16 protein-coding genes are annotated in these 19,809 nt (G+C 71.4%); 10 read left to right on the top strand and 6 right to left on the bottom strand.

Features of this window, described 5'->3' with window-relative positions; all coding sequences use genetic code 11:
• Positions 1 to 2 precede the first annotated feature (2 nt).
• The 5 genes from ACFYWY_RS10410 to ACFYWY_RS10430 are packed head-to-tail and all read left to right on the top strand — an operon-like array spanning position 3 to position 7,811.
• Positions 3 to 4,271 carry an alpha-(1->3)-arabinofuranosyltransferase family protein gene (locus tag ACFYWY_RS10410; protein ID WP_389182759.1) on the top strand — a complete coding sequence of 1,423 codons (4,269 nt, stop codon included), beginning with the start codon at positions 3 to 5 and terminating at the stop codon, positions 4,269 to 4,271.
• The gene (locus ACFYWY_RS10415; protein ID WP_389182762.1) at positions 4,268 to 5,896 is read left to right on the top strand and encodes a condensation protein; all 1,629 of its coding nucleotides are present in this window, start codon (positions 4,268 to 4,270) and stop codon (positions 5,894 to 5,896) included. The genes ACFYWY_RS10410 and ACFYWY_RS10415 overlap by 4 nt, the downstream gene beginning before the upstream one ends.
• Entirely contained in the window at positions 5,893 to 6,684 is a 792-nt protein-coding gene (locus ACFYWY_RS10420) for a class I SAM-dependent methyltransferase (protein ID WP_389182764.1), read from the top strand. Before ACFYWY_RS10415 ends, ACFYWY_RS10420 begins: the two co-directional genes overlap by 4 nt.
• Positions 6,685 to 6,687: 3 nt before the next feature.
• Positions 6,688 to 7,593, top strand: coding sequence for a DMT family transporter (locus ACFYWY_RS10425; RefSeq protein ID WP_389182767.1), 906 nt, complete (start codon positions 6,688 to 6,690; stop codon positions 7,591 to 7,593).
• Positions 7,590 to 7,811, top strand: a complete 222-nt coding sequence (locus ACFYWY_RS10430) for a Trm112 family protein (RefSeq protein WP_389182770.1) — start codon at positions 7,590 to 7,592, stop codon at positions 7,809 to 7,811. The genes ACFYWY_RS10425 and ACFYWY_RS10430 overlap by 4 nt, the downstream gene beginning before the upstream one ends.
• Positions 7,812 to 7,842: 31 nt before the next feature.
• Here ACFYWY_RS10430 and ACFYWY_RS10435 read toward each other — a convergent pair whose 3' ends face one another.
• Complete coding sequence (locus ACFYWY_RS10435; RefSeq protein ID WP_389182773.1) at positions 7,843 to 9,405, bottom strand: mucoidy inhibitor MuiA family protein; 1,563 nt, start codon at positions 9,403 to 9,405, stop codon at positions 7,843 to 7,845.
• Between the two features lie 8 nt (positions 9,406 to 9,413).
• Positions 9,414 to 11,516, bottom strand: coding sequence for a DUF4139 domain-containing protein (locus ACFYWY_RS10440; RefSeq protein WP_389182775.1), 2,103 nt, complete (start codon positions 11,514 to 11,516; stop codon positions 9,414 to 9,416).
• A 112-nt stretch (positions 11,517 to 11,628) separates the two neighbouring features.
• Here ACFYWY_RS10440 and ACFYWY_RS10445 point away from each other — a divergent pair, with 112 nt between their 5' ends.
• The 3 genes from ACFYWY_RS10445 (at position 11,629) to ACFYWY_RS10455 (ending at position 14,763) form a co-directional block, all read left to right on the top strand.
• Positions 11,629 to 12,171, top strand: a complete 543-nt coding sequence (locus ACFYWY_RS10445; RefSeq protein WP_389182778.1) for an FABP family protein — start codon at positions 11,629 to 11,631, stop codon at positions 12,169 to 12,171.
• A gap of 617 nt (positions 12,172 to 12,788) precedes the next feature.
• Positions 12,789 to 13,943, top strand: coding sequence for a hypothetical protein (locus ACFYWY_RS10450; protein WP_389182781.1), 1,155 nt, complete (start codon positions 12,789 to 12,791; stop codon positions 13,941 to 13,943).
• A 148-nt stretch (positions 13,944 to 14,091) separates the two neighbouring features.
• Positions 14,092 to 14,763 (top strand): class F sortase, encoded by a 672-nt coding sequence (locus tag ACFYWY_RS10455; protein ID WP_389182783.1) that lies wholly within the window; start codon positions 14,092 to 14,094, stop codon positions 14,761 to 14,763.
• Positions 14,764 to 14,869: 106 nt separating this feature from the next.
• On the opposite strand, the gene ACFYWY_RS10460 is transcribed toward ACFYWY_RS10455, so the two are convergent.
• The 4 genes from ACFYWY_RS10460 to ACFYWY_RS10475 form a co-directional block, all read right to left on the bottom strand.
• Positions 14,870 to 15,559 (bottom strand): HAD family hydrolase, encoded by a 690-nt coding sequence (locus ACFYWY_RS10460; protein ID WP_389182786.1) that lies wholly within the window; start codon positions 15,557 to 15,559, stop codon positions 14,870 to 14,872.
• Between the two features lie 25 nt (positions 15,560 to 15,584).
• Positions 15,585 to 16,067 carry an Lrp/AsnC family transcriptional regulator gene (locus ACFYWY_RS10465; RefSeq protein WP_389182789.1) on the bottom strand — a complete coding sequence of 161 codons (483 nt, stop codon included), beginning with the start codon at positions 16,065 to 16,067 and terminating at the stop codon, positions 15,585 to 15,587.
• Positions 16,068 to 16,321: 254 nt separating this feature from the next.
• Positions 16,322 to 16,828, bottom strand: coding sequence for a hypothetical protein (locus tag ACFYWY_RS10470; protein WP_389182792.1), 507 nt, complete (start codon positions 16,826 to 16,828; stop codon positions 16,322 to 16,324).
• A 195-nt stretch (positions 16,829 to 17,023) separates the two neighbouring features.
• Entirely contained in the window at positions 17,024 to 17,797 is a 774-nt protein-coding gene (locus ACFYWY_RS10475) for a LysR substrate-binding domain-containing protein (RefSeq protein WP_389182795.1), read from the bottom strand.
• Between the two features lie 58 nt (positions 17,798 to 17,855).
• Between ACFYWY_RS10475 and ACFYWY_RS10480 the strand changes: the two genes are divergently transcribed.
• On the top strand, positions 17,856 to 18,260 hold the full coding sequence (locus ACFYWY_RS10480; RefSeq protein ID WP_389182797.1) for a DUF5997 family protein: 405 nt from the start codon (positions 17,856 to 17,858) through the stop codon (positions 18,258 to 18,260).
• A 236-nt stretch (positions 18,261 to 18,496) separates the two neighbouring features.
• Entirely contained in the window at positions 18,497 to 19,741 is a 1,245-nt protein-coding gene (locus ACFYWY_RS10485) for a PP2C family protein-serine/threonine phosphatase (RefSeq protein ID WP_389182800.1), read from the top strand.
• Positions 19,742 to 19,809: the final 68 nt, after the last annotated feature.

Genomic DNA, 19,809 nt, shown 5'->3' on the forward strand with positions numbered 1-19,809 from the left:
TCATGACCACTACGGTCCAGGCGCCCACCCGGGCGCCGCAGCCCGGCGCGACGCCGTCCGAGGCGACCGGGGCGCCGCGCGGACGACGTCTGCTTTTCGGCTTCTGGGCCGTCGTGCTGGTGTCCTTCCTCGCGGTGTCACCGGGGAAGATGACGTTCGAGACCAAGCTCGGCGTCGCCCTCGACCCCTGGCGCTTCCTCGGCGACCTCGGTTCGCTGTGGAACGGCAACGCGGGCCTCGGCGGCATAGCCAACCAGTACATCGGCTACGCCTTCCCGGCGCTCCCTTACTACGCGTTCATGGACCTGCTGCAGGTGCCGGTGTGGCTGGCCGAGCGGCTCTGGCTGTCGATCATCGTGACCGCCGCCTTCTGGGGTGCGCTCAGGCTCGCCGAACGGCTGCGTGTGGGCACGCCCGCGACACGGCTGCTCGGTGCGGTGGTATACGCGCTGTGGCCCACCTTCACGATCGTCATCGGCTCGACCTCCGCCGCCGCGCTGCCCGGCGCCCTGCTGCCCTGGGTGCTGCTGCCGCTGACCTCCGCGGCGCTGAGCCCCCGTATGGCCGCCGCACGTTCGGCCCTGCTGATCCCCTTCATGGGTGGCGTGAACGCCGCCTCGACGCTGGCCTCGCTGCTGCCCGTGGGTCTGTACCTGCTCAGCCGCCCGGCCGGCCGGCGTCGGCGCGCGCTGCTGGCCTGGTGGATACCGGGCGTCGTGCTGGCCACCGTGTGGTGGGTGGTGCCGCTGCTCCTGCTCGCCGTCCACGGCGAGAACTTCATGCCGTACGTCGAGCAGGCCGAGACCACCACCGCCACCATGTCCGCGACCGAGCTGCTGCGCGGCGCCGGCAACTGGGTGGCGTATCTCAACTTCGGTGAGGCATGGCTGCCGGCCGGCTGGACCGTCGCGGCCTCCGTCATCACCGTCCTGGGTTCGGCGTTCGCCGCGGCACTGGGGCTGGCGGGCCTGGCACGCCGGGACCTGCCGGAGCGCCGCTGGCTGCTGCTGACCGTCCTGGCCGTCGTCCTGACGACGCTGGCCGGGTACGGCGGCGCCTTCGGCGGTCCGTTCCACGGTGTCGTGCAGGAGTGGTTGAACGGGTCGCTGAAGCCTTTCCGCAACATCTACAAGTTCCAGCCGGGACTGGCCCTCGCGCTCGCCCTCGGCCTGGCCCACCTGACGGCTGTGTTCTCCGTGAGCAGAAGTCCTCGCGCACTTCCCGGTCGCCGCTGGGCGCCCGCGGTGGTGGCGGTGCTGGTACTGCCCGGCCTGGCCCTGCCGTACCTCAATGGCTCGATCCTGCAGCCCGGCGCCTTCACCAAGCTGCCCACCCACTGGGAGAAGGCTGCCGACTGGCTCAAGGACAACGCCCCGAACAGCCGGGCCATGGTCGTACCGGCGACGGCGCACGGCATCTACACCTGGGGTTCCCCCATCGACCAGCCGTTCGACGTGCTGGCAGAAACGCCCTGGGCACAGCGTGACTTCGTCCCCTTCGGTACACCCGGTTCACGCCGTGCGACGGACGCCGTCGAGCAGGCGCTGCTGTCCGGCACCGAGGTTCCGGGCCTTCAGGCGTACCTGGCACGGGCCGGCATGCACGAGGTGGTCGTGCGTAATGACCTCGACCCCGACCAGATCGGTTATGTCCCGCCGCAGACGGTGAAACGGACCTTGGAATCGTCCGGCTACAGCAAGGTCGCAGGGTTCGGCCCGCTCGTGACCGGCGGGCGCATCGCCGCCGACACCCCGCTGCAGGTGCAGGGGCTGTATCCGCGGCTCCAGTCCGTGGAGATCTATCAGCCGCAGGATCGCGACAGGCGTCCCGACAGGGTCGGTGTGTCGGCCGTGGCCGACACGGCCGTGGTCAGTGGCGGACCCGAGGCGCTGCTCCAGCTGTCGGCCGATCCCTCGATGGCCGACCGGCCGGCCGTACTGGCCGGGGACAGTCTTCCCAAGGGCGTCACCGCACCGGTGAAGGCCGTCGCGGACGGGCTGCGCCGAGCCGACACCCGGTTCGGCCTGGTCAACAACAACACCTCGTACACGTACACCCCGGACGAGCGTAATCACTCCGGCAGCCTGCAGAACCCGGGCGAGAAGCCCAAGCAGATCCTGCCGTCGGAGGGCACCGATCACCAGACGACGGCCGACCTGCGCGGCGCGACGTCCGTGACGGCCTCCAGCAGCGGCAACTGGCTGTTCCACCTGCCGCAGTACGACCCGGTGAACGCCTTCGACGGCAACCCGGACACCGCGTGGGCCGAGGGCAGCCCGGGCAAGCCGGCCGGTCAGTGGCTCAAGGTGGACTTCTCCGGGCCGACCGACATTCCGGCCTCCATCCAGCTGACGCCCCTCCCGGGCGACAGCATGCGCGCTGCGCCCACGCGGGTGCGGATCGAGACCGACCGTGGTTCGGCCGAAAGCCCGCTGCAGACGAACGGCCAGCTGCAGACCGTCAAGGCGCCCGTCGGCGAGGCCTCCTGGATGAAGATCACCGTCCTTGCCGCGCAGCAGGCGCGGCCGGGCCTGTCCGGGGCCGGCTTCTCCGAGGTGTCGATACCGGATGTGCAGGTGACGCGCATGCTGGCGCTGCCCGCCGACGCGAAGCGCACCGACGCGGCGGCAACCGTGTACTCCCTGCACCGCGGCAGCGACGCGGGCGGCTTGTCGCCCGTATCGGCCGAGGTGGGACTGCACCGGCAGTTCAGCACCCAGGAAGCGGGCGAGTACAAGGTGTCGGCGCGAGCGGTCGCCGTGCCCGGCGGCCCGTTGGACGAACTGCTGGACCTTTCGGCTCCGGGATCGAAGAACCGGGTGACGGCCTCCGCGGACTCCACCAGCCGCAACGGCCTGTCACTCAGCGCCCGCAACCTGGTCGACGGTGATCTGACGACCGCCTGGATCGCGGGCGACCGGCCGGTCGTCCACCTGAGCTGGCCCAAGAAGGAGAAGGTCGACGAGATCATCCTGGCGTCGGCGGGCGGGGTGTCCACCCGGCCCGAGCAGGTGCTGATCAGCTCGCCGCACGGCGCCGCGACGGCTGAAGTGGACGAGAACGGGCGGGTGCGCTTCCCGGAGATCGAGACGAACCGGCTCGACATCACCGTCAGCAGGGTCGCCCCGCTCACCGTCCACAATCCGGTGGCGGGCGCGCAGTTGCAGCTGCCGGTCGGGCTCAGTGAGGTCCACGTTCCCGCGCTGGCCGACCTGCGGGTGCCGCCTCCGAAGCCGTCCGCGCGCTTCTCGCTGCCGTGCGGTGAGGGCCCGGACCTTGCCGTCGGCGGCGTCCTGCACAAGACGAAGGCCTCCGGATCCGTCCGGGACCTCACCGAGCGGCGTCCCGTCACCGTCGCACTCTGCGCGGGAGAGGAAAAGGACGGCACCCTGGACCTTCCGGCCGGAAAGCACGAGGTGGAGGCGGGTGACGCGGGTCCGCTGGCGATCAGCGACGTCACGCTGACCCATGGCGCCCCGCAGGAGATCGCGGGAGCGGCGGGCCGCGAGGCCACCGTCACCAAGTGGACCGACGACAGCCGGACCGTGTCGGTGTCGGTCGGCTCCGACGAGGCCACGTACCTGCAGACCTACGAGAACGCCAACGACGGCTGGAAGGCCACCCTGGACGGCACGGAGCTGGAGTCGGTGCGGCTCGACGGCTGGCAGCAGGCCTGGGTGGTCCCGGCCGGGGCGTCCGGCACGGTGAACCTGGAGTTCGAGCCCTCCATGCCGTACCGGGCCGCCCTGATCGGCGGTGTGATCGCGCTCGCCGCGCTTGCCGCACTGGCCTTCGTGGGCCGCAGGCGCAACGCCGGCCGAACCGACGAGGAGCTGCCCGAACCGGCGGCCCCCGGGATGCTGCTCGGGACGCTGGCGCTGACCGCCGTCGTCGCGGTGGCGGCGGGTCCGCTGGCCCTGGTGGTGCCCGTACTCGCCGTGGCGGCCCGGTTCCGGCCGGCCGTCCTGGTGCCGACCGCCGCGGTGGCGATGGCCGGAGCGGGCATCGTCGCGGCCGTCGGCGCCGGGGAGCCGGCTGCCGCCGGGCAAGGCGCGTTCAGCGCCTTCGCCCAGGTACTGGCACTGGTGGCCCTGTCCGCCGCCTTGGTGACGGCGGTAAGCCCGGCGTCCGCGGCCGCCGGTCGGGAAGACGACGGCGGTGCCGACGCGCCGGAAGCCGGAGAGATGGTCACGGCCCAGCAGGGAAGCACGGGCGCCGGGGACTGGCCCGAGCCGTCCCCTTGGTATCCAGGAGGCGGTGGCCCGTCATGACCTCGTCGCGGACCGCAGCCGGGTGGGGGACCGCAACCCGTCCCGGCGGGGTCCGGCTTCCCTTTCCGATCATCGATGAGGTGTCGCGGCACTGCCTCAGTGACGACGAGCCGGAGACCGTACACGTCGAGGTCCATCTGCCCGGACGGCTGGACCCGGCACGGTTGCGGACCGCGTTCCGGCGGGCGCTGCTGACGCACCCCCGGGTGTTGATGCGGGAAGTGCCCGGCCGCTGGCACCGGCAATCCTTCGCGTGGGAGCTGACGGGCGAACCGGACAGCGACCCGGTGAGCTTCGCGCGGCCGGGACCCGACGCGTTGGGCCGCGCCCGCGCGCGAGCCCTGACCCAATGCCCGTCACTGGCCCTGTCGCCGCCGATGCGCCTGGAAGTCATCGAGGTGGACGGGGGAACGGCCGCCGGTGAGCCGCCGGAGGCGGGCGTGCCGGGGGCGACCCGGACCGTGCTGCTGCTGACGATGCATCACACGGCCCTCGACGCGGGGTCGGGGCTGCGGGTGCTCGCCACGACCGCGGAACGGTACGGCGGCTCGGCCGCTCTTTCCGTCCCCGGGCCGGTTCGGCCGTACCCCTCGGGGCCGGCCTCGGCCGCGACCGACGGCACGGGCAGCGCGGTGTGCGCGCGGCCCGTGCGAGTCGCGCCGGACTCCCGCCCCGAGCCGGTGCGCGCCCGCGCCGCGGGCAACGGCATGCTGCAGGCGGAACTGTCCGTTCCGCCGCGTGCGGGTCGGACCGGCGGGCTCGCGCCGTGGACCGTCAACGACCAACTGCTGGTCGCGGCGTCACTGATGGTGCGTCGCTGGAACGTCTCGCAGGGCAGGCCGGCCGGTCCGGTGCGGATCACCATGCCCGTCGACGACCGTCCGCGCGGCAGAGAGATGCCGATGGGGAACGGAACCCGGCTCGTCGAGGTGGCGATGACCTCCGAGGACCCGCGCGACACGGACCTGCTGCTCGGTGAGCGGCCGGACCTGGCGGCCGTGGCCCGGTTGCTGGGCACCACCGCTCGGCGCACCCGCGCGCTGAAGTCGGCCCAGGGTGCGCCGCTGGGTTCCGGGGCGAGCCTGTTGACCGCGCGACTGCTGCCGGTCGGAATCCGGGGCGCGCTCACCCGTGGCGCGCGGCGGGCGGCGGCGCCCTGGACGTCGACGGCGCTGGTCACCAATATCGGACGCGTTCCGTACTCGCTGGACTTCGGTGACGCCGGCCGGGCGCATGCCGTGTGGTTCTCCGCACCGGCGCGGATGCCGCGCGGGCTGAGCGTGGCGGCGGCTTCCACCGACGGGCGACTGCATGTGACGCTGCGCTGGTCGCGGGCGCTGCTCGGTGACGCGGCGGGCGCGCACCTGGCAGGCTTGTTCGAGCAGTCGCTTTCGACGACGTCACAGGTCACCCGGGCCGGGTCGAACGCTTGGGGTTTTGGGCCGGAAGCCGTTCCGGAAGCCGACATTCCGGAGGTGGCCGCCACCGCTCCGGACCCCGAGGCGCCCGGAGCCCGGGGCAAGGCATGCCGACCCGGCCGCCCCTACGACCGCGACGCATTGCGTCCCGACCCGACACCGGGTGGAGCCCGCTCCGCCCGGGAGAACCGTGGGAGGCCGTCATGACCCCCTCGTCCAACGGCTCCGCCGCCGGGAAATCGCCCGAGGCACCGGTGCATTCGCCGATCCGGCCCGTCCCCGGGCTGCGGGATTTCTACGAGGACCCCACCGTCCCCGTCGCCTCCGGCGAGGCCCGTAGTCTGCGCCAGGCCCGGATCCTGGCCGATGCGCTCGGGCCCGCCGGGCCCGACCGCCCGGCCGCGACCGTGCTCGACGTGGGCTGCGGTGACGGCTCGGCGGCCGCGACCGCCGCCCGCGTACTGAACGGTCATCGCATCGTCGGAGTCGACTGGTCGCAGGACGCGCTGCGTCGGGCGGCGCCGCGTCTGAGCCAGGTCGTCCGCGGCGAGCTGACCGGCGGCGGGCTGCCCTTCGCCTCCGGCAGCGCCGATGCCGTGCTGTTCAGCGAGGTCGTCGAGCACCTCGTCGACCCCGACAGCGCCCTCGATGAACTGCACCGGGTGCTGCGCCCCGGGGGGCATCTGATGCTCTCCACCCCGAACCTTGCCGCCTGGTACAACCGCGGGCTGCTGCTCGCCGGGGTCCAACCGGTGTTCTCCGAGGTGAGTCTGCGCCGCATCCACGGCAGGCCGGGCAGCCAGGTGGTGGGCCATCTGCGGCTGTACACGGCGCGCGCGCTGCGCGAGTTCGTGGCGGCGTCAGGGTTCGAGGTGGTGACGGTCGCCGGCGCGCCGTTCCACGGAGTGCCGCGCCCGCTCCGCCCGCTGGACCGCTTGGCCTGCCGACTGCCGTCCCTCGCCTCCATCCTCCTGGTTCACGCGAGGAAGGTGTAGCCCGTGCTGTGGGGAGTGGCCGCCGCACTGGCTGCGAACGTCCTGTACAGCACCGGCTTCGTCCTGGAGAAGCGGGCTCTGGCCGGCATGCCGCCGCTGAGCGCCGCACAGCCGGGCCGGGCCCTGCTCCTGCTGGCCGGCAGGCCCTTGTGGATCTGCGGGGCCACGGCGCTCGCCCTGGGGTTCGCCGCCCAACTGGCCGTCTACCGCACACTGCCGATCGCCGCCGCCCAGGGTCTGTTCCTGTCAGGGCTGGTCCTCCTGCTGGTGCTCTCGTCGGTGGTGCTCGGTGAGCGCCCCTCCCGCCGTGAGCAGCGCGCGGTGGCCGTCATCGGGGTGGCGCTGGTCATGGTGGTGTCCTCGCTGTACGAGAGCAGCGAGGAGATCAGCCGCAGCGCGCCCGCAGGTCTCCTGCTGGCACTGTGCGTGCCGACACTCGCGGCCGGACTGCTGCTGTACGCGGCCGCGGAACGGCGAGCCCGCCGGCGTCACCGGCAGCCGACCACCGGAGTGGCCTACGCGGTGGCGGTCGGTCTGCTGTACGGGGTCAGCTCGCTCGCGATCAAGGGCATCTCCGGGCACCTGGGCACCTCGGACCTCCAAGGCTCCCTGCCGGCCCTGCTCGCCTCCCCCTACCCGTACCTTCTGGTGTTCACCGGGGTCAGCGGACTGGTGCTGTCCCAGACCGCCCTGCAGCGCTGCCGCGCGTCGCTGATCGTCCCGGTCTGCTCGACGGTGACCTGCGTGTTCACCATCGTCAGTGGCACGATCGCGTTCGACGAGCCCCTGCCAGAGGACCCGCTGCGGTTGCTGCTGCGCCTCGGCGGCACCGCATTGGCCCTAATGGTCCTGCTCACCATGCCGCGACACGACGCGGACAACTCCACCTCTGAAGGAACCCGGCCATGAAGCCTGACAACCCGCTGCTGAAGATCCTCGCCTGCCCGCTCGACAAGGGTCCGCTGATCCTCGACGAGATCGGGGGCGCTCTTTACAATCCGCGCCTGCGCCGCCGTTATCCGATCGTCGACGGCATCCCGCAACTGCTCCCCTCCTCCGGCGAGCCCGCCGTCGAGCAGGAACACGACGCACTGCCCGCCGAACTGCCCGACTCTGGCAGTTCGTGACCGTCAGGAGGCGTGCAGCGGCCCACCTGGCTCAGAGGCCGGTGACTTTGGCGCTCGCCGACAGCTCGTAGACCAGGGTGACCGTGCGGCGGCTGCCGGGCGGGAGGGTGACGTCCCAGCGGGCGATGCCCTCGGCGTCGACCACGTCGGGCGCCGGGGAGCATGAATCCTTGTGCAGGCGTATCTCCACCGCCGAGACCTCGGAGACCGGGATCCGCTCCCGAAGAACGACCACCCGCTCGCCGTGCTCTCCGGGGGCGGAGAACCGGGACAGGTGCAGCCGGACCGTGCGGGTGACCACGGTCCGCTGGGTGATTCCGGTCAAGTCGCGGGACTCCTCGGCATGCCGGACCACCCTGTAGTCGTCGCAGCTGCCGAAGGCCAGCTCAACGGGGGCGGCGGGGGCGGTGAAGTCCAGCGTGCCGCGGCCGCTGAATCCGCTGCCGCGGACCAGGTCCACGGGCCCGGCGAGCAGCGCGTGGCCGGACAGGTTGTCGAACCGCACCACCTGGGTGACCAGGGGGGACAACTCCGCTGAGCACGCGTACTCGCTGCGCGCGGCCGTGGTGAATGCGGAGAGCGGCACCCGGTGGGCGCGGCCGTCACCGGGTACCGAGACCGGCGCGGGGGATCTCAACACCCGCGCCTCGCCGCCGTCGTCCACCCCCGGCAGGCCGAGCACCGGGACCGGGCCGAGGGCCCCGATCTCCTCCTCGCGCAGCTCGACGTCGACCGTGCGGCGCTCCGCTGCGGAGCGGTCCTTGAGCGTCAGCCGGTCCTCGCCCAGCCGTGGCGGATCGGTGGCCAGCGCCGAGCGGGCCGTCGACAATGTCAGCCGTACGTCCGACCAGTCCTCACCGGTGCGCTGCCAGACCATCGCGTCGGTCTCCAGTGTCAGTGAGTCCCCGTCGAGCACGGCCCGGTAGGCGGGCCGCCACAGCGCACACGGGGTGAGGTGGCTCAGGCGCAGCCCGACCGGCCCGGCGACCGCGGCCTCCACGGTCAACTCGATATGGCCGACCAGCTCGGCGGGCTCCTCCTCGGAGAGGTGCATGGCCCGCTGGGCTTCCTCGAGTTCGGCAGTGAGGGCGGCCAGCCGGGCCTCCACGGTGCGGAGTTGCTCGCCGTGCGCGTCGCGCTCGTCGTCCACCCGGTCCAGTTCGCGGGCCCAGCGGGGCAGTTCGGTCTCCCCCGAGCCGGCGCCTTCGCCGATCTCCCGCAGCAGATCGGCGGCGAGGCGGCCGAGCAGGTCAAGGCGGGCATGCAGCCGGTCGCGTCGCTGCCCCAGGGCCAGCCGCTCCTCTTCGAGGGTGTGTACGCGGTGGCGCAGGGCGGAGTCGTCGTCGGTGGACGGCAGCGGCCCGCGCGGCGTCCAGCTGCGGACGATCCGCACGTCGAGCACGGTCGCGGGGTGATCGGTGGTCAGCTCGGCATGGAGGGTCCGGTCGACGGTCAGCGAACTGACCGGCCCGAGACGCAACTGCTGGACCCCGGCCTCCAGGTCGAGCACGACGGCGCGCTCGATGTGGGCGCGATCCTCAAGGCAAGTGACGGCGGTGACGGGGAGGGCGATCGGCTTCTGGGCCGTGGACATGGCGTGTGTCAGCTCCTGCGGTTGCCGCCGACCAGGGCCTTGCCGGTCGGGATGCGGATCTCGTAGCCGCCGTCGAGGGCGGCAGTGGCGCCTGCGGGCAGGTCCAGCCGCCAGACGCGGGTGCCCGGCGCATGGCGATCGGGCCCCGTGCCTTCCTCGGGTGTCGTCCAGTCGGCCCGTTCCTCGATCCGGACGTCCGGATCGGAGGTGACCGGCACCCGCTCGCGGACTTCGACTGTGACGGGCCTCGCGAGCCGGTTGGCCAGCTCGACGTGGACGCGGTGGTCGAGCACGGTGGTGTTGTTGCGCAGGCCCGAGGTGGACTCGTGCAGGTTCGTACGGCGGGTGACCCGGATGTCCTCGGCCGGCCCGAGCCCCACCCGGCGGACACCGCCGGGGGCGAGCGTGGGCAGTGCGGCGGTCAGCAGGAAGTCGTCGTCGACGGTGACCTCCACCGGGCCGGCCAGCAGTGCCTGGTCGGTGGCGTTGGAGAGCACCAAAGTCGCGTACACGGTCTGCTCCACGGACGGCACGCAGAGGAACTCGGTACGCAGGCCGACCGGGATCTCGCCGACGGTGACGGTGTGCCAGGCGCCGTCCGACGGAATGTCGGCGCGGGCGGTGGCATCGAAGCGGTGGTCGAAGGAGCCCGCGGACTCGCGGGGCCGCACGGCCTGTCCGGGCAGCGGCAGCGCGGCTACGGCTTCGGCGCGGCGGCGGTACTCGGCCGCCACCGGGTCGAAGGGAGAGTCGGGAAACAGCCGGCCTCTGCGACCGCCCTGCTCGTCGGGGCCGCACAGGACGAGGGCGGCGTAGTCGAGCTCGGCGCCGCTCGGCTGCGGCGGACCGGCTACCGGCGCCGGAGGGGGTGGCGGCGCAGCCCGGCCAGGAGCCGCGGGCGCCATGGCGGCGGGGGCACCCGCGAAGGACCTGCCGCCGGCACCCGGCCTGCCGGTCGGTCGCGACCGGGCCGCCGGCTGGGCGAGGTCGGGTATCCCGCCGCCGAAGACTTCCGGGGGAGCGCCGTACGCGCCGCCGGGCACCGGGACCGCGGCCGGCGGACCGCCGTAGCCCTGCGGTGCCGGCGGCGGGGGAGGCGGCGGTGGCGGGACGGGACCGGACGCGGAGCCGCCCGCGGCGGGCGCGGAGCCGGCCGCGACAGCCACGGGCGCCGCGGTCGTGGCCGGGCCAGGGCCTGCCGCGTCGTACCCGGAGAACAGGTCGACGAGCCCGGCCGGGGGCTCGCGCCAGCCGGAAGGCGCGGGGGCGGGCTGACTGCGTCCGATCCGGATCGAGCGGAGCCTCGGCAGGTCGGTGCGGCGCCGAAGATCGGCGGTGGCCAGGGCGATGCGCACGCCGGTCCAGTCCTCGCCGGTCCGCTGGGCGACCGAGGCGCGCAGCAACAGACGGCCGCTGCCGCCGCCCTGACGGTGAGTGAGACGGTAGGCCGGCACCCAGACGGCGCCCGGCACCCCGTATTCCAGCTCCAGCTCCACCTCCGCGTCCCCGGTGCCGTCCAGGGCCAGGACCGCGCAGACCGTGGTCTCCACATGCGCTGACGGCGCGTCGGTGGAGGCGCGGGCGAGCCTGTCGGCGGCGACGGTGAGCTCGTGCTCGACGTTGCACAGCGCCTCCTCCAGCTCGACGAGGCGGGTGTGCAGTCCCGTCAGCCGCTCGTCGACGAAGTCGGCGAGCTCCAGCCACGCGTCGACCGGGGTGCGGCGGTGCGGGTCCTCGCGCCTGCGGACAGGTGGGACCGGGTGGAGGGCCCTTACCTCCTCGATCAGGCTCAGTTGTCGGTCCCGGCGTCCCAGGGCCGCGGCGTACGCATCTCTCAGCCGCTCGACCTCGCGCCGCGACTCGTCGGGCGTGCCCGTGGCGAGCGGCTCTGCCTCGACTTCCACCCGGGCCTCGGTGACGCGCACCCCGGGGGCGCCCAGGACATGGGCCCGCAGCGAACCCGGGTCCAGCGAGCGGGGCAGTCCCGTCACCCGTACCCGGCCGTCGGGCGGCACGCTGCCCCGGGCCAGGCGGCGGCAGACCGCGCCCTGCGCGTACACCACGACCGAATCGAGGGTCGACCCCCATCTCCCAGTCGTCTCAGCCGTCATGTGCTCCGCCCCCCGCCGCCGCGTCCATGCTGAGCGAAAGCCTACGCCCGGCCGGTTCGCACGTCCGCCTAAGCTGCCGTCCGGCACCGGACTCGACCCAGGAGCGCACCTCATGTACGACCCCGCCCACAAGCCCCCGTATCCCGACGCCCTGGGACCGGACGACGCACCCGCACCGCACGCACTGCTCGCGCCGGTGATCGGGCTGCTGGGTACCTGGGCCGGCCGGGGCCGGGGCGGATATCCGACGCTCGAGGAGGAGTTCGCGTACGCGCAGGAGGTCACCTTCAGCCACGACGGGCGGCCTTTTCTCCACTACGAGGCGCGCGCCTGGCTGCTCGATGCGGACGGTACCCCGCTGCGGCCGTCGGCCCGGGAGAGCGGCTGGTGGCGGCTCCAACCCGATGGACGGGTCGAGGCGTTGATCACCCAGCCCACCGGCATCGCGGAGATTCTGGTCGGCAGCGCCGACGCCGGGACGGTCGACCTCAGCACCCGCGAGGTGGCTCTCACTCCCACGGCCAAGGAGGTGAACGCCACCCGCCGCCGCTACACCGTGACGGACGAGGACACGCTCGACTTCGTCCATGACCTGGCGGCGGTCGGCCAGCCCCTTCAGCACCACCTTTCTGCACGGCTTCGACGCAAGCCCTGACCAGGCGTCAGGTGTCAGGCGTCAGGCGTCAGGCCCGCGGTGCTCGCGGTTCGATCCGGAAGTCGAAGGCGAGCGTGCCGGGGCCGAGGGCCGTCACGCCGCCGTCGACGGCGAGGACGGCTCCGTTGACGAAGGAGGAGGCGGGCGATGTCGACGGCGAGCCCTGCGGGCTCGTCCAGGGACGCGCGACATGGGCAGGGCGTGAAGGTCCGCTCGGGGCCGACTGGTCTCAGGGCACGGGAGTCGCCGGCCGGTGCCCGGTCCCCGGCGGGCGGGCCGCGCTGGTGGCCCCGGGTGCCTTACCACCCATGCGATGACGTTCAGTGTTGCCTTCACGGAGGTCGGCGGACACGAACCACGACAACCCGGACCGTCAGGTCCGGCTGAGCCTCCTCGGCTGACGGGTCGGGGCTCAAACCTCCCTTCGGCGCGGCGTGCCGTCCAACGGGTGACTATTGGCTGGTTGTCACACGAAGGGCCCCATGGTGTAGCTCGAATGCGGCGCTCTCCGGTGGTGCGCAGGCGAAATCCGGCTAACGGTGAATCACGTCGCCCCTGCGATTCCATGAGCCGATGAAGTGTCGGCCGTCGTAGTCGCGGCGAAAGGAATGTGCCTCATGCGCTCTGCCCGCACCCTGTTCGCGTCAGCGGCCGTCTCCGCGGTCCTGGCGATCACCACTCCCGCCGCATACGCGCTGACCCTCGGCGAGGACCACGAGAGTGGCTCCTCCTCCAGCGAATACGGCTACGAGTCCGAGAAGGGCGACAAGTCCGAGAACGGCGACGACTCCAAGAAGGACGAGAAGTCCGAGAAGGACGACGACTCCAAGAAGGAAGAGTCCAAGAAGGACGACGACGAGTCCAAGAAGGACGACGACGAGTCCAAGAAGGACGACCACGAGTCCAAGAAGGACGACCACGAGTCCAAGAAGGACGACCACGAGTACAAGAAGGACGACCACGACAAGGGCGACAAGGACGACCACGACTACAAGAAGCACGACCACGACAAGGGCGACAAGGACGACCACGACAAGGACGACCACGACAAGCCGAACGGTGGCGTTGACACCGGTGGCGGCGCCCTGGCCATGATCGCGGCCGAGGAGGACGAGGGCGGCTACGGAGACAAGTCCGAGAAGGGTGACAAGTCCGAGAACGGCGACGACTCCAAGAAGGACGAGAAGTCCGAGAAGGACGACGACTCCAAGAAGGACGACCACGAGTCCAAGAAGGACGACCACGACAAGGGCGACAAGGACGACCACGAGTACAAGAAGCACGACCACGACAAGGGCGACAAGGACGACCACGACAAGCCGAAGGGTGGCGTTGACACCGGTGGCGGCGCCCTGGCCATGATCGCGGCCGAGGAGGACGAGGGCGGCTACGGAGACAAGTCCGAGAAGGGCGACAAGTCCGAGAAGGACGACGACTCCAAGAAGGACGACCACGAGTCCAAGAAGGACGACCACGAGTCCAAGAAGGACGACCACGACTCCAAGAAGGACGACCACGAGTACAAGAAGGACGACCACGAGTACAAGAAGGACGACCACGACAAGGGCGACAAGGACGACCACGAGTACAAGAAGGACGACCACGACAAGGACGACCACGACAAGCCGAACGGTGGCGTTCACACCGGTGGCGGCGGCCTGGCCATGTCCGGCGGGAGCCTGGCTGCCGGCGCGGCGCTGATGCTCGGTGGTCTCGGCGCAGGGGCGTACCAGCTGCGTCGCCGCAACTCGTCGGGCACTTCGGTGGCCTGATGGGACCGAACAAGTAGCAGTTCGCTTGCCGTCGCGGCCGCCGTCCCTCCCCGGGCGGTGGCCGCGGCGATTGCCCTTGTCGCACCGCAGCCTGTTCCGTCGCCTCCCCGCGCCCCACTGACGTCCCGTACGCGAAAGGCACGCTCGCATGACCGCCCAGCAGCCTCCCGGTACCGCCCTCGCCTCCCGCTCCCTCGGCCGCGCCCTGCTGTGGCCTGCTGTCGCGGTTGTGCTGGGTTTCCTTCTTGTCTACAACTTCTTCGCACCCTCGGCGGAACTCAAGCCGCCGGCCCGCGCTGTGGCCTCCGCTCCCGCCGCACCTGGGGCTGTCGCCCCCGCCGTCGAGCTTGTGCTGCCCCGTTCCGTCCCGAAGCGACTCGTGATCGCGGAGATCGCCGTCGACGCGCCCTTCACGGCGTTGGCCATCGGCCCATCCGGACAGCTGAACCCACCACCCCCGGACGACACCAATCTGGTCGGCTGGTTCCAGGGTGGTGTCACACCGGGCGAGCGCGGCACCTCAGTCGTCGCGGGCCACGTCGACACCAAGACCGGACCCGCCGTATTCCTGCAGCTCAGCCTGCTCAAGCCCGGGAGCAAGGTCGACATCACCCGTGAGGACGGCACCATCGCCACGTTCAAGGTCGACTCCGTCGAAACCTTCAGCAAGGCGCACTTCCCCGATGAACGGGTCTACGCCGACACCCCCTCCCCCCAGCTGCGTCTGATCACCTGTGGAGGCGAGTACGACAAGAAGGCGAAGGACTACACGGACAACGTGGTGGTGTTCGCCCACCTCGACTCCACCAAACGCGCCTGAAGCCTCCACCGAGGTCCGCGGGTGCGGGCGCCGGCCGTTGGGCGCGCTGGTCATGGGGAACTGGATGCCGGCGTGACCGGTACGGCTTGCTCCAGTTCTTGCACGGTCACTCTGATGCCGCAACGAGCCAGTCGTACGCGGCTCGCGCCGTGAACTCGCCCTGCCCGCCCGCGAAGAGCAGCCCCGCCGCCCGGAACGCCGGGTCGTCGGCCGTCGCGGGCACGTAGGGAATGGCGATACAGCGCATGCCGGCCGCGTGTGCAGCCGCCGCGCCCGGAGGCGCGTCCTCCAGCACCACGCAATCGTCGGGACGGGCCCCCAGGCGGCGCGCGGCCTCCAGGAAGATGTCGGGCTCCGGCTTGCCCCGCGCGACCTCCTCGGCGGAGACGACCGTCGGGATGAACGCGTCAAGACCGGTGCCCGCCAGTACCGCGTCGATGGCGGCGCGGGACGAGCCGGATGCCACCGCCATCGGCACTCCCTCCGTATGCAGCAGTTCCACGAACTTCCGCATCTCGGGGAAGACCACCGTCGAGGCGCGCGCCAGCTCCAGATAGTGCCGGTTCTTCCCGGCCAGCAACTCCTCGACCGGCGCCTCGATCCCGTACTCCCCGCGCAGAATCTCCAGCGTCTCCCGCGTCCCGATGCCGATGAAGCGCGTGTGGTGCTCCCAGGTGAAGTCCGGTACGCCGTGCTGGGCCAGGAGCCTGCGCCCGGCCTCGTAGTAGTTCGGCTCGCTGTCCACGAGGGTGCCGTCGAGATCGAAGATGACCGAAGCGGTGCGCGATGTGCTCATGCGGTCCAGCATGCCAAGGTGCTTCTCAGCGTGAGGTGCCTGCCGTCCGGCCCACCGACTCGACCAGCGGCAGCAACCGGTGCGGCACCCGTTCGCGGAGCGCCATCTCGGTGCGCGTGCGCACCACGCCCGGCAGCTGGATCAGCCGCTGGATGACGTCTTCGAGATGTCCGTTGTCGCGCGCGGCGACCCGGGTCAGCAGATCCCCGCCGCCGGTGATCGAGAACGCCTCGATGATCTCCGGCAGGGCCGCGAGCGCGTCGCCGACCTCGTCCAGATGCCCCTGGGTGACCTCGATATGGACGAAGGCGAGGACCGGGTGCCCGAGTGCCGCGGGGGAGAGGTACGGCCCCGTGCCCGTGATCACGCCGTCACGCTCAAGCCGGTCGATTCGTGCCTGCAGGGTGCCGCGGGCGATGCCCAGGATCCGGGCGTACTCGCGCACGCTGGTGCGCGGCTGCTCGATCAGCAGCCGCAGGATGCGGGTGTCGAGCGCGTCCACCGCCATGGTCCGTTGGCCTCCGCCTGGTCCGGTACTCCGGTGCATGACTGTACCAATGGCCGGCTTGCGGCGATCGGGTTGAGCCACTGTCCGGTGAGGTTGGCGCCTGCAACCAGTCCAGGCTCACGAGCGCTGACCGAAACCGGACAGGGACGTGGCCCGTCGGCAGCAGTCGGCGCGACCTGGGGCCCGGTGGACGCACCGCAGCGGGGCCGTGCGTTTCGGCGCGACACCTGAGCCGGGACCCAACGCCGTCCGGTTCACAGCTGATTGATCCATCCCACGAACAGCACCGCTCCTGCTGCGGCCAACAGGATGGCGAGCGGCCTGCTCCACCAGTGGGACCTCGCTACGGTGGATGATTCCTGATCGCAGGAGCCGAGTACGACCAGGCCACGCAGCAGCCATACGGCAGCCAGGACAATCGGCACGGCCAGTGCCGCGTGTACCGCCCAGGCACCCGCCAGGGTAGGGCCGCCCCAGGAGTTCTGGTAATCGTGCGCATCCAAGAGCGGGTAGAGAGCGCCGTTTACGGCCGCCTGTGTGCTGATCAGGACGACGAACCAGGCGACGAGCCCCAGCCCCATCCCCAGAAGCGCCGCCGGCGCGTGGGCGAAGCGCCCCATCGATACCGTGCGCATGAACCGGGCCGTTGACACCGGCAGCAATGTGATCCCCCGCCAGACCCACCTCTGGCCGGGCCTGCCCAAGGTCTTCGAAACTAACGAACTGGCGGAACGCCTATGTGGCTGCTGCGTGATCTCCATGCTTCCACGATCACAGTCGTCGTACGCCGGATCGATCATGCCTGCACGAGCATTCGCGGTGGGGTTTTCCCCCGCACAGCAAGGGCTTCAAAGGCATCCCACGACGGTGGATTGTCGAGAGGGGATCTCCGCCGGGCTCAGTACCGCCGCCTCGTCCACGTCTGAAGAGACCTGCACGGATGCGCGAAGCCGGGGCTACGGCCGGCGGCGAGGCTTGCCGCGCTTGCCGCCTTTGGGGCCGCCGGAACCACTCCGTGGGCTCTTGCCGGTCGACTTGCCGGTCGACTTGCCGACCGCGGGCTTCCGCTGTGCGCCGCCCGTGTCGGGACGCTTGCGCTTCGGCTGCGCCGGGGTCGGAGGGCGGCCCCGTGAGCTGTTGACGGTCCGCCCGCGGACGATCCCGATGAACTGCTCCACCAGTTCGGTGGTTTCGTCCTGCGGCCACGACAGCGCGATGCGCGACTCGGGGGCGTTCGCCACCGGCCGGTACGTGAGGTCCTTGCGGTGGTGCAGGCGGGCGAGCGACTGCGGGACGACGAGCAGTCCCACGCCTGCCGCCACCAGTTCGACGGCGTCCGCCGTCGTGGCGGGGCGCTCGTTCGCGGGCAGTCCCGGCAGGCGCTCCCAGTCGAGAGTGTCGTCGAGGGGATGCAGCACGATGTCGTCGGCCAGATCCTCTGCGCGCACCTCGTCCACCGCCGCCACGACGTGGTCCCTCGGGACCACGACCACCGTCGTCTCGGCGTAGAGGGGGATCGCGCTGAGGTCCGTCCGGTCGATCGGCAGCCGTACAAAGCCCGCGTCTGCGCCGCCGCCCCGCAGCACGTCGAATGCTTCGGCGGCAGACACCCCGATGAGGGTCAGTGGGACTTCGGGCAGGCGCTCGTTCCAGATCCGAACCCACTTCGTGGGCGTCACTCCCGGGACATACGCGAGCCGGAACGAGGGGGATGCTTCCGAGCCTGTCACTCCGCCAGGTTACCGGTCATGGTCGGACCTAGCGCACGCGTTCGATACCCTTGACGTCATGACGTCGCACCAGACCACCCAGACGATGAAGCCCGCAACCGCGGCAAAGAAGCTGGGTGTGTACCTCGAGGCCACCCCCGCCGACTTCCAGGAGGGTGTCGTCTCGCGCACCGAGTTGAACGAGCTCCAGGCCGATCCGCCCGAGTGGCTGCTGGAACTGCGACGCAACGGCCCGCATCCCCGGCCGGTTGTCGCGGCGAAGCTGGGTATCTCCATCGCTGGTCTCGCGCGTGGCGGAGTCACGGAGGCTCTCACCACGGAACAGATCGACGCGCTGAAGAGGGACTGCCCCGAGTGGCTGCAGCAGGAACGCGCCACTCAGGCCGAGGTCCGGCAAGAAGCCGTGCGCATCAGGGAGAAGAACGCGGCGCGCGCCGATCAACCCCGCCCACCGCGCTCCTGACCTCTACGCCTCGACGATGCCCAGCTCGTCGGCAGAGGCAGCCCGAACCGCCCTGCTCGTGTGCCGAGGCGACCTCAGCCCGCACATCCCGCCCACCGGTCGGGTCCGTCCACCGACCCGGAGGCGTAAACCGCGGCCTCCGTGAGGCGGCTCGTGAGGGGCGCGGATGCCGGACGTCTCGTAGATTGACGGCACAGGGAGGTCCGTGAGCCGGAACATGGACGGGCAGGCAGCGGGTGACGACACCGGAGATCGACTACAGGGCGCTGTTCGCCGCCACGCCCAGCCCGTACCTGGTGCTGGGCCCGGACCTGGTGATCGTTGACGTCAATGACGCATACCTTCAGGCGACCGGCCGGACCAGCGAAGATCTGATCGGGCAGTACATCTTCGATGCCTTTCCGGACAATCCCGCGGACCCGGATGCCGACGGCGTGCGGAACCTGAGCGAATCGCTGCACCGGGCTCTGACCTCCCGGGAGCCGGACACCATGGCGCTGCAGAAGTACGACATCCCCATCGTGCACCGCGCCGGGGCGTTCGAGGAGCGGTGGTGGTCCCCGATCAACACCCCCGTCCTGGGTCCGGACGGGTCGGTCGCGTGGATCATCCACCGGGTGGAGGACGTGACCGCCTTCGTCCTCTCCCGCCGCTCCCGCCATACGGCGGGCGGGGCGCTGAGCGAGCGGGCCGATGCGATGGAGGCCGAGCTGTACGCCCGGGCCCGGGAACTGCAGCGGCTGAACGACGAACTGCGCCAGGCCCACGTTCGCGAACGCCAGGTGGCCCTCACCCTCCAGGAGGCCATGCTCCACTCCCCGGACCTGGCCCGGCACAGGGACGTCGCAGTGCGCTACCTGCCCGCGATGGGCTCGCTGAACGTGTGCGGCGACTGGTACGACGTCGTCGACCTGCCCGGCAACGGCTTCGCCGTGGCGGTCGGCGATGTCGTCGGCCACGGCCTGGAAGCCGCGACCGTCATGGGCATGCTCCGCAGCGCGTTGAGTGCGGCCACGCGGGCCGTCCCGGGCCCCGCTCATGCCCTGGAGGTGCTGGGCCTGTACGCCCGTTCGGTGGAAGGGGCGCTGGCCACCACCGCGGTCGAAGCGACAATCGACACCAGCGGTCGACAGATCACCTACAGCAGTGCCGGCCACCCGCCGCCCGTCCTGGTGCACCCCGACGGCACCTGGGAGCTGCTCGACGGGGCGACCGACCCGCCGCTGGGCGCCCGGCCCGAGCACGTCTCCCGCCCCCAGGCCGCCCTGCCCTACACCCCCGACGACATTCTCGTCCTCTACACCGACGGACTCATCGAACGCCGCGGCGAGGACATCGACGCGGGCCTTGAGCGGCTGACCGACGCCCTGGCCCGCTTCAGCCGCCTCGGCCCGGAGCGGCTCGCCGACGCCCTGCTGGCCCACCTCGGCGTCAGCGGCGGCGCCCGCGACGACATCGCCGTCGTCGTCGTCCGCTTGTGACCGCGCCTCGCCGGCCGACCACCTCACCCGCCCGTACATCAACGGCTCGGCCCTCAACACACCACGCA

Source organism: Streptomyces sp. NPDC002870, assembly GCF_042888505.1.
Classification (GTDB): Bacteria; Actinomycetota; Actinomycetes; order Streptomycetales; family Streptomycetaceae; genus Streptomyces.

Bases quoted from the DNA above. Each gene is read 5' to 3' on its own strand.
- ACFYWY_RS10410 (WP_389182759.1), top strand. From the start codon at position 3: ATGACCACTACGGTCCAGGCGCCCACCCGGGCGCCGCAGCCCGGCGCG.
- ACFYWY_RS10460 (WP_389182786.1), bottom strand. From the start codon at position 15,559: ATGAGCACATCGCGCACCGCTTCGGTCATCTTCGATCTCGACGGCACC.
- ACFYWY_RS10465 (WP_389182789.1), bottom strand. From the start codon at position 16,067: ATGGCGGTGGACGCGCTCGACACCCGCATCCTGCGGCTGCTGATCGAG.
- ACFYWY_RS10470 (WP_389182792.1), bottom strand. From the start codon at position 16,828: ATGGAGATCACGCAGCAGCCACATAGGCGTTCCGCCAGTTCGTTAGTT.
- ACFYWY_RS10440 (WP_389182775.1), bottom strand. From the start codon at position 11,516: ATGACGGCTGAGACGACTGGGAGATGGGGGTCGACCCTCGATTCGGTC.
- ACFYWY_RS10450 (WP_389182781.1), top strand. From the start codon at position 12,789: ATGCGCTCTGCCCGCACCCTGTTCGCGTCAGCGGCCGTCTCCGCGGTC.
- ACFYWY_RS10480 (WP_389182797.1), top strand. From the start codon at position 17,856: ATGACGTCGCACCAGACCACCCAGACGATGAAGCCCGCAACCGCGGCA.
- ACFYWY_RS10455 (WP_389182783.1), top strand. From the start codon at position 14,092: ATGACCGCCCAGCAGCCTCCCGGTACCGCCCTCGCCTCCCGCTCCCTC.
- ACFYWY_RS10445 (WP_389182778.1), top strand. From the start codon at position 11,629: ATGTACGACCCCGCCCACAAGCCCCCGTATCCCGACGCCCTGGGACCG.
- ACFYWY_RS10420 (WP_389182764.1), top strand. From the start codon at position 5,893: ATGACCCCCTCGTCCAACGGCTCCGCCGCCGGGAAATCGCCCGAGGCA.
- ACFYWY_RS10415 (WP_389182762.1), top strand. From the start codon at position 4,268: ATGACCTCGTCGCGGACCGCAGCCGGGTGGGGGACCGCAACCCGTCCC.
- ACFYWY_RS10430 (WP_389182770.1), top strand. From the start codon at position 7,590: ATGAAGCCTGACAACCCGCTGCTGAAGATCCTCGCCTGCCCGCTCGAC.
- ACFYWY_RS10435 (WP_389182773.1), bottom strand. From the start codon at position 9,405: ATGTCCACGGCCCAGAAGCCGATCGCCCTCCCCGTCACCGCCGTCACT.